We start from the raw sequence: 8516 nt of genomic DNA, 5'->3' as shown, positions 1-8516 counted from the left end.
GTCGAGGCGCTGCAGCGGCGCGGCCGCAAGGTGTCGATCGTCTCGACCATGGCCTCGCAGCCGCCGATGATCTCCGACGATCTGCGCCGCCAGGCCGACCATTTCATCGACCTGACGACCTTGAAGAACGACGTTGGCCGCGATCCGTCGGAGCGGCCGGTGCGCAGGCCCGAGCCGGCCGAAGTCGACGAGGATGATTACTGAGGCCGGTCGCCTTGACCGCCTCTTCCGCCTCCGAGCCCAGCCGCGACTGCCCGCTCTGCCCGCGGCTGCACGAGTTCATCGCCGAGTGGCGGCAGCGCGAACCATCCTGGTTCAATGCGCCGGTGCCGACTTTCCTGCCCTCGGAAGGTGACGCGACGGTCCAACTGCTGATCGTCGGGCTGGCGCCCGGCCTTCGCGGTGCCAACCGAACGGGCCGCCCGTTCACCGGCGACTATGCCGGCGACCTGCTCTACTCGACCCTGATTTCGCACGGTTTTGCACGCGGCGAATTCAAGGCCAGACCCGACGACGGATTGGAGCTTGTCGGCACGGCGATCACCAATGCCGTGCGCTGCGTGCCGCCTGAGAACAAGCCGGTGGGCGCCGAGATTGCCACCTGCCGGACATTCCTGGTGCCGACGATCGCCCGGTTCCCTAATTTGCGCGCCGTGCTGGCACTGGGATCGATCGCGCATCAGTCGACGGTGCGGGCGCTGGGTGGGCGCGTCGCCGCCTACCCGTTCAAGCATGGCGGGCAGCTGCCGGCCGGTGGCGTCACGCTGTTTTCGAGCTATCACTGCTCACGCTACAACACCAATACCGGCGTGCTGACCGAGGCAATGTTCTTCAGCGTTTTCAGCCAGATAGCGGAATTCTTGCGGACATAGAGGAATGTTTTTGCAGTAATTAGAGCTGGTGTCCGCCAGACATCAACTCAGCGCGGCGGTGCATTCAGCGCATCCAACACGGCCGGCCCACCCTGCAGCACATTCAGGTCGACATCGCCATTGATGCCGTCAACGCGACCCCTGTTGTGGTACTGCCAGTAGACCCAGTCGTCGCGATCCGGCTCCAGGAGCAATGAGCGGAGCCAGAGCGGACGGGCAGCAATGCGCCCTGCATACGCTTCCGCTGCGTCGTCGGTCAGATAGACCACCGCCGGCTTGCCGAACGCCGCCTCGACTGGAGCGAGGAACGCGGCCAGTTCGGCGTTCAATTGTTCGGGCGTCGGCCGCTGCGGGCAGTTGCCGCCGAATTCGATATCGACCACGGGTGGCAGCAGGGGCTGATCGTGCGGCACCACCGAGATGAAATTCTTCGCCTGGTCCGCACCCGGCCGGCAAAAGGTGAAAAAGTGATAGGCGCCGACGGCGAGACCGGCGGCCCGGGCCTCTTCCAGATTCCGTGCGAAAGCATCATCGACATGATCGCCGCCTTCGGTCGCCTTGATGACGGCAAAGGCGACATCGTCGGCGGCTACGCGCCGCCAATCGATCTGGCCCTGATGATGGGAGACGTCGATGCCCCTGACCGGATATTTATCGCGATCCGGCGAGAATGACCTGAAATAGAGATAGCCGCCTGCTGCGAGGAAACACAACAAGACCAGGCTGGCCAAACCAAAGAGAACAATCCGGTTCTTCAAGCGAATGGCCCCGCCTACCCACGCTCTTTTAACAGCCGGCCCTTCTCGCGCGACCAATCGCGCTGCTTCTCGGATTCGCGCTTGTCGTGCAGTTTCTTGCCGCGGCCGACAGCGAGCAGCAGCTTGGCGCGGCCCTGGTCGTTGAAATAGATTTTCAGCGGCACCAGTGTCATGCCTTCGCGGTCGACACTCTGTGACAGTTTCGCCATCTCGCGCTTGTTGAGCAGCAGCTTGCGGCGCCGCCGCGGCTCATGGTTGAAGCGGTTGGCCTGCAGATATTCCGGCAGATAGGAATTGATCAGCCAGATCTCGCCACCTTCGACCGAGGCATAGCTGTCCTGGATGTTGGCCTGGCCCTGGCGAAGCGACTTGACCTCGGTGCCGGTCAGCACCAGACCGGCCTCGACCGTGTCAAGCACCTCATAGGAAAACCGCGCCTTGCGGTTTTCCGAAACGGTCTTGTTGTTGGGATCGGCTTTTCTGACTTGATTCATGATGTGGAGAGGTGGCGCCTCATCCCTAATTAATCAAGCCGGCGTGCTTCATAGCCGCATCGATCTTGTCGGCAGTCGACTGTTCGATCGTCACCAGCGGCGAGCGCAGCACGTTTTCGACCTTGCCTAGCTTCGACAGCGCATATTTGGCGCCGGAAACGCCAGGCTCGATGAAGATCGCCTTGTGCAGCGGCAGCAGGCGATCCTGCAGATCCAGCGCCCTGACGCTGTCGCCGGCAAGCGTTGCCTCCTGGAATTCGGCGCACAGCCGCGGCGCGACATTCGACGTCACCGAAATGCAGCCGACGCCGCCATGGGCGTTGAAGCCGAGCGCCGAAGCGTCCTCGCCCGAAAGCTGGATGAAATCCTTGCCGCACGTGGCGCGCTGCTCGGAGACCCTTTCGACCTTGCCGGTGGCATCCTTGACGCCGACAATGTTCTTGAAGTCGTGCGCGAGCCGCCCCATCGTCTCCGGCATCATGTCGATGACCGAGCGCGGCGGGATGTTGTAGATGATGATCGGCAGCTTGGTCGCCTTGGCGACCGCCGCGAAATGCTCGTAAAGACCGCGCTGTGTCGGCCTGTTGTAGTAGGGCGTGACGACGAGGGCGGCATCGGCGCCGGCCTTCTCGGCATACTGCACGAGGCCGACTGCTTCCTCGGTGTTGTTGGAGCCGGCGCCGGCGACGACCGGAACGCGGCCCTTGGCCACCTCGATACACACTTTGACGACCTGGCGGTGCTCGTCGTGCGACAGCGTCGGCGACTCGCCGGTGGTGCCGACCGGCACCAGGCCCGTCGTGCCCTCTGAGAGTTGCCATTCGACGAACGCGCGAAAGGCTTTCTCGTCGAAACGCCCGCTCTTTTCGAACGGTGTCACGAGCGCAGTAAGCGAGCCTCTCAGCATGTCGTCCAACTCCTTGGCACTTCTGGTGTTTTGTGTCGGTGTTTGTGGTCGCGCCTTCTAACCGAAAGCGAAGCGGCGCACCATAGTCTCGACATGGTTGCGCGGCAAGCATTGCCATGGTGCCAGCAAGCGCAATTCGAACAGCCTCGCTAACCCTTTGTTTACGAGCTCTTCACGACCTAAGTTTAGGCTTCGAGGCATCTTCGCCTGCTTGGGGAATGCCAGGACAAGGAAAGACTTAAGGATCATGCCGGGCGGTCGGCCTCACCTTTTCGCGCTGCTTGGCGCCACGCTCGCGCTGATGCCGGGCATGGCGATCAGCGGTAGCGTGGACGTACGGGTCACCTCAGCCATTCCGATGCCAGGCGCGGCAATTGCGCTGCCAGACCTGCAGGATAGGACGCGACAGGCGCCCTTGCCTGACGTCGCCCCCCTGAAAAGCGGGCTGGATGCGTTGGCGGCGGGCGATAGTCCCCGCGCTCGTGGAGTGCGCAATGCCCTTCCGGCTCAGTCGCTCGACCAGCATATCCTTGCCTGGGCGATCGCGCTTTATGGCGGCGACAAGGTTCCGAGCGGCGATATCACTGCTGCGGCCAAGATGCTGCCCAATTGGCCGGGCACCGTCGTCCTGCGCAAGAACAGCGAACGCGCACTCTACCGTGAAAATCCCGCCCCCGATGCCGTCATTGCGGCATTCGACGGCGGCCAGCCGCAGACATTCGAAGGCGTGATGGTTCTTGCCCGCGCCTATGTGGCGTCGGGCAATATCAAGGCGGCACGTTCGGTGCTGTCGCCCTTCTGGCGCACCGCGATCCTGGAGGCCAGGGACGAGGCGGCGCTGATCAAGGAATTCGGCAGCTTGATCCCGGCCACCGACCACCGTTTTCGCATGGAGCGCATGTTTTATGCCGACCGCGCGAATTCCGCCTTGCGCGTCGCCGGCCTGGCCGGTGCCCAGCAGCTCGCCGAGGCCTGGGCGGCGGCCGACAAAGGCGACAAGAACGCGCCAAAGCTGCTGAAGGCCGTGCCGGCAATGCAACGTTCGGCCGGCTACTTCTTCGCGCAGGCCGAATATCTGCGCAAGCAGGAGGATTTTGCCGGGGCCGCCGCCATTGTGATGCAGGCGCCGACCGATCGCGACGCTCTCGTCGATCCGGATGCCTGGTGGGTCGAGCGCCGGGTGCTGTCGCGCGAACTGGTAGACCAGGGCGACATGAAGACCGCGTACAAGATCGTCGCCACACACGCCGCCGAAAGTGCCGCCAATGCGGCAGACGCCGAATTCCATGCTGGCTGGTACGCGCTGCGCGGCCTGAACGACCCAAAAACCGCGGCCAGTCATTTCGCTCGCATCGCGGACCTCGCCCAGGGGCCGATGACGCTGTCGCGTGCCTATTACTGGCTCGGCCGTGCCGCGGAAGTCGGCGGTCCGGGCAATGCAAAGGACTATTTTGCGCGCGCCGCTGCCTATGGCACGACATTCTACGGTCAGCTTGCCGCCGAACGCGTGGGCCGGCAGGCGCTGAACATCGCCTACCCCTCGCCAAGTGCAGCCGACCGGCAGAATTTTGCCGGCCGCGAGGCCGTCAGCGCCATCAAGCGGCTGCAGGAGGCGGGCTACGACCGCTATGCCGAGACGCTCTATCGCGACCTTGCCGGGCAGTTGACCAGTCCGGGCGAACTGGCGCTGCTGGCTGTCCTTGCGGAAAAGCAAGGGAACCATTTCATGGCGCTGAAAATCGGCAAGATCGCCGGCGCGCGTGGCATCGATGTCGGCGCATTGTCGCATCCGCTCGGCGTCATTCCCGATTCGGCCGACATTTCCGGCTCGGGCAAGGCCATGGCCTATGCGATCGCCCGTCAGGAAAGCGAATTCAACATCGGCGCCGTGTCCAGCGCCGGCGCGCGCGGGCTGCTGCAGCTGATGCCGGGAACCGCAAGGCAACTGGCGAAGAAGGCCGGGCTGCAGTTTTCGCAAACACGGCTGACCACCGATGCCGGCTACAATGCGACGCTTGGCTCAGCCTTCCTCGGCGAGCAGCTCGATCGCTTCAACGGCTCCTACGTGCTGACCTTCGCCGGCTACAATGCCGGCCCCAACCGAGCCAGCCAGTGGGTGGCCAGATATGGCGACCCGCGCGGCAAGGACATCGACGCGGTCGTCGACTGGATCGAGCGGATTCCCTACACGGAAACAAGGAGTTACGTTCAGCGCGTGATGGAGAATTACGAGGTCTACAAGATGCGTATTTCGGGCAAATACGACATTGTCGGGGATCTGGTGAACGGGCGGAGCTGAGGCTTTCTGTCCTTCTCCCCTTTTGGGAGAAGGTGTCGCCGAAGGCCACGGATAAGGGGTGTTCCAGGGAACGCCAACGCCTCCCTTCGCTGGAACACCCCTCATCCGTCTCGGCGCTAGCGCGCCGATCCACCTTCTCCCACAAGGGGAGAAGGCAAGAGCGCCTTTCATTTGACCATCCCTGCCCTCGCCTGTAGCTGTCCAGATCGGTACAGCGAGATCGAACATTCCGATGGCAAGCGAGCAAAGATTCTCCGACTTCTTCTACAGCGCACCGGATGGGCTGAAGCTCCATGCTCGCATCTACGGTGAGGCCAATAGCGGATCTTGGCCGGTTGTCTGCCTGCCTGGCCTGGCCCGCAACGCCAGGGATTTTCACGAGCTGGCGCTCTATCTGTCGACGCATGCGGCAACTCCGCGCAAGGTAATCGCCTTCGACTACCGTGGGCGCGGGCAGTCAACCTATGATCCCGACGTCAAAAATTACAATGTCGGCGTGGAGGCTGGCGACATCCTGGCCGGGCTGACGGCGTTGAACATCGGAGAAGCGGCCTTCATCGGCACCTCGCGCGGGGGATTGATTATCCATGTGCTCGGGATGATGCGGTCATCCGTCCTGAAAGCCATTACTTTCAACGACATAGGACCGGTGATCGAGACGGCCGGACTTGCCCATATCCAGTCTTATCTCGAGCGCGACCCGGCACCGAAAACTCGCCCACAGGCAATTGCCGCCCAGCGCAGCGTGCATGGCGAAGACTTCCCCGCCCTTGCCGGCGCCGACTGGGACCGGATGATATGGGCTCTCTACCGCGAAACGGATGATGGGCTGATGCCGGATTTCGATCCGAAGCTGGTGGATACCGTGGCGAGCCTCGATCTGACGCAGAAGCTGCCTGATCTATGGCCTCAATTCGAGGCGTTGGCCGCCATCCCGTTGCTCGCCATACGTGGTGCCAATTCGAGATTGCTGTCCATAGATACGCTTAAGCAGATGAGAGAGCGCCATTCCATGATGGAGGCGATCACTGTCGAGGGCCAGGGCCATGCGCCATTCCTCGAGACCGGCAGCCTACCGGGCGACATAGCCGCTTTTCTCGATCAAGCCGAGCGGAAGAATATCCTGAAGTAAATCCCATGACCACAAGGTCACGGGATAGCTATTATAGTATAGGTGGGGATTCTTTAGCCTACTTGGCTTTTGAACTTTTCCGAGTCGCTTTCGGCGACTCCTTTGCGGCGGCGGCTGCCTCGTCCTTCTTTTTCCGCCCTGCCGTCGGCGACGAAGGCGTCGTCATAGGCGAAGAAAACATGGAGCCTTCAGCGCGATTGCCGCCCGGCTGAGTCGATCGAGGTGTTTCCAGCACGATGACACAGCCATCGAGATCGTTGGTGGCCAGATGCGCGTAGCGCATGGTCATCGACAACGTCTGGTGGCCGAGCCACATCTGCACGCGCCGGATGTCGATGCCGCCCTGGACAAGGCGCGACGCGCAGGTATGGCGCAGTATGTGCGGCACCACCTGGTCGTCTGCGCCAAGTCCGACTTCGGCCTTCGCGTCGTTCCAGATTGCACGAAACTGTGCCTGGCTGAGCTTGGTGAACGGTCCCTTGGGCCGGCGACCCTCGGTGGGAGGCAGCTTGATGACCTCCTTGACCCGCTCGGTCATCGGAATGGTGCGGCTGCGGCCGGATTTGGTGATCCAGAAACTGACGCGATGCTCCTGGATATCATTCCAGATCAGCCCGAGCGCCTCGCCGAGACGGCATCCGGTGTCGACCAGGAAGACGGACAGTCTGTAGGCATCCTCGCTGCGGCTCTTGATGGCGGCGAACAGGCGCGCCTCTTCATCCCTTTCGAGGAAGCGAATCCGACCCGCCCGCTCCTTCTGGCGGCGGAACTCGGGCAGGCTGTGGATATCTCCCATCTTGTGAGCCTTGCGCAGCAGTTTGCTGAGGGCAGCCATCTTTCGATTGATGGTTGCGTTGCTGTTGCCGCGCTGGCGCAAGGTGCCGATAAGGTTGTCCAGGGTACTTTGGTCAAAGGCGCTGAAACGCTCACCAAGGAGAATCTCGTCTATTTCGCCGATGAACGAGCTGACATTATACTTATGCCGCCCATCATCCCATAATATGTCCCGATATGCTGAAAAAAGATCTCCGACCCGATGCGACTTTACTTCTCTAATCTTGTTGTAGGTGTATCGAATCTTCGGACTTTGAGAAGAAAACATCGAAAAATGATCAGAGGACTCGCCCTCTTGAATCGCTTCGTTCGTCATCATTTGCCACACCCCCGAGTGGGATAGGTCAGCCCTACCCGCTTGGAAGCGTCCTTTCAAGAGATTTTGATCACGCAGTTGTGATTTCATCCGCCCATCAGCGGATCCCACGAAACCATTCCACGGATTTATTCAGCTACCGTTACCCCCATCCTTCTGTTTGCCTTGATCCAGTCACGAAACAAAAACAGCCCGGGCGTTGTGCGCCCGGGCTGGATTTCACCTGTAAGGAACCAGCCCTTAGAACGAGCGCTGGAAGCGGAGGAGACCGCCGATGCTGCTGTCATCGTCAGCGCCGGTCCAGTTGGAGGCCGGGAAGCTGCCCGCATTGACGTAGTCGACTTCGGCTGTGACCGTGAAGCCGGGAACGACGTCATAGGCGATGTTCGCCGCGATGCCGAGGTTCTCGTCTTCGTCATACGAGATCTGGGTGTTGAACGAGGTCTTCTCGTTGAACTTGTAGGTGCCACCGCCCCAGATCGCCCAGTTGCCGCCCCACTGCTTGTAGAAGCCGCGACCGCCAGCCGGGACATGCCAGGTCGGGTCGGAGAGGTTGTCATCGGTGCCGTAACCGCCCATGACCCACAGCTGTATGGCGTCAGAGACGTTGACATCCAAACGAACCTTGCCAGCGACTTCTTCGTAGTTGCTGTCATAAGCGACAACACCCGAGATGCCGCCCCAGCCCTGCGTCCACTTCAGGCCGCCGACGACATGCGGAACATAGCTGTCGATGGTGCCCTTCACGCCCGAGCCTTCTTCGAGAGAGAGAACGGCCGAGAAGCCGTTGCCAGCGTCGAAGTAGTACTGGATCACGTTGGTGTCAAAATCGCCGTAGGGAACCAGCGTATCGTTGATGACGTTGCCGGCGTAGCCGGTGAACGTGTTGAAGGCCGATTCGTCC

The 8516-nt window shown here is 61.6% G+C and carries 9 protein-coding genes; 4 read left to right on the top strand and 5 right to left on the bottom strand.

The genetic code is table 11. The features are described 5' to 3' along the window. Together EOB49_RS37980 and EOB49_RS25595 are read left to right on the top strand one after the other, a co-directional pair. Positions 1–204, top strand: a 204-nt coding sequence (locus tag EOB49_RS37980) for an NYN domain-containing protein (RefSeq protein ID WP_245472838.1), incomplete at its 5' end; no start/stop codon positions are given. 11 nt (positions 205–215) lie between these two features. After that, the gene (locus EOB49_RS25595; protein WP_127382610.1) at positions 216–872 is read left to right on the top strand and encodes a uracil-DNA glycosylase; all 657 of its coding nucleotides are present in this window, start codon (positions 216–218) and stop codon (positions 870–872) included. A 47-nt stretch (positions 873–919) separates the two neighbouring features. Here EOB49_RS25595 and EOB49_RS25590 read toward each other — a convergent pair whose 3' ends face one another. The 3 genes from EOB49_RS25590 to dapA are packed head-to-tail and all read right to left on the bottom strand — an operon-like array spanning position 920 to position 3031. Then, positions 920–1630 (bottom strand): GH25 family lysozyme, encoded by a 711-nt coding sequence (locus EOB49_RS25590; protein ID WP_127382609.1) that lies wholly within the window; start codon positions 1628–1630, stop codon positions 920–922. Between the two features lie 14 nt (positions 1631–1644). Continuing rightward, positions 1645–2124, bottom strand: a complete 480-nt coding sequence (gene smpB, locus EOB49_RS25585) for an SsrA-binding protein SmpB (protein ID WP_013532594.1) — start codon at positions 2122–2124, stop codon at positions 1645–1647. 25 nt (positions 2125–2149) lie between these two features. Then, on the bottom strand, positions 2150–3031 hold the full coding sequence (dapA, locus tag EOB49_RS25580) for a 4-hydroxy-tetrahydrodipicolinate synthase (protein ID WP_127267153.1): 882 nt from the start codon (positions 3029–3031) through the stop codon (positions 2150–2152). Positions 3032–3278: 247 nt separating this feature from the next. Here dapA and EOB49_RS25575 point away from each other — a divergent pair, with 247 nt between their 5' ends. Together EOB49_RS25575 and EOB49_RS25570 are read left to right on the top strand one after the other, a co-directional pair. Next, positions 3279–5330, top strand: coding sequence for a lytic transglycosylase domain-containing protein (locus EOB49_RS25575; protein WP_127382608.1), 2052 nt, complete (start codon positions 3279–3281; stop codon positions 5328–5330). A 232-nt stretch (positions 5331–5562) separates the two neighbouring features. Then, positions 5563–6462, top strand: a complete 900-nt coding sequence (locus EOB49_RS25570; RefSeq protein WP_127382607.1) for an alpha/beta hydrolase — start codon at positions 5563–5565, stop codon at positions 6460–6462. A gap of 58 nt (positions 6463–6520) precedes the next feature. On the opposite strand, the gene EOB49_RS25565 is transcribed toward EOB49_RS25570, so the two are convergent. Both EOB49_RS25565 and EOB49_RS25560 read right to left on the bottom strand, forming a co-directional pair. Further along, complete coding sequence (locus EOB49_RS25565; protein WP_127382606.1) at positions 6521–7615, bottom strand: site-specific integrase; 1095 nt, start codon at positions 7613–7615, stop codon at positions 6521–6523. Between the two features lie 237 nt (positions 7616–7852). Next, the coding region (locus EOB49_RS25560; protein WP_164781806.1) for a porin at positions 7853–8516 on the bottom strand (664 nt) is incomplete at its 5' end.

The sequence above is a fragment of the Mesorhizobium sp. M7A.F.Ca.MR.148.00.0.0 genome, from assembly GCF_003997735.1.
In the GTDB taxonomy this organism is placed as follows: Bacteria; Pseudomonadota; Alphaproteobacteria; order Rhizobiales; family Rhizobiaceae; genus Mesorhizobium.
The sequence above is the reverse complement of the archived record's forward strand: the minus strand, read 5'-3'. Positions and strand labels throughout refer to the sequence as shown.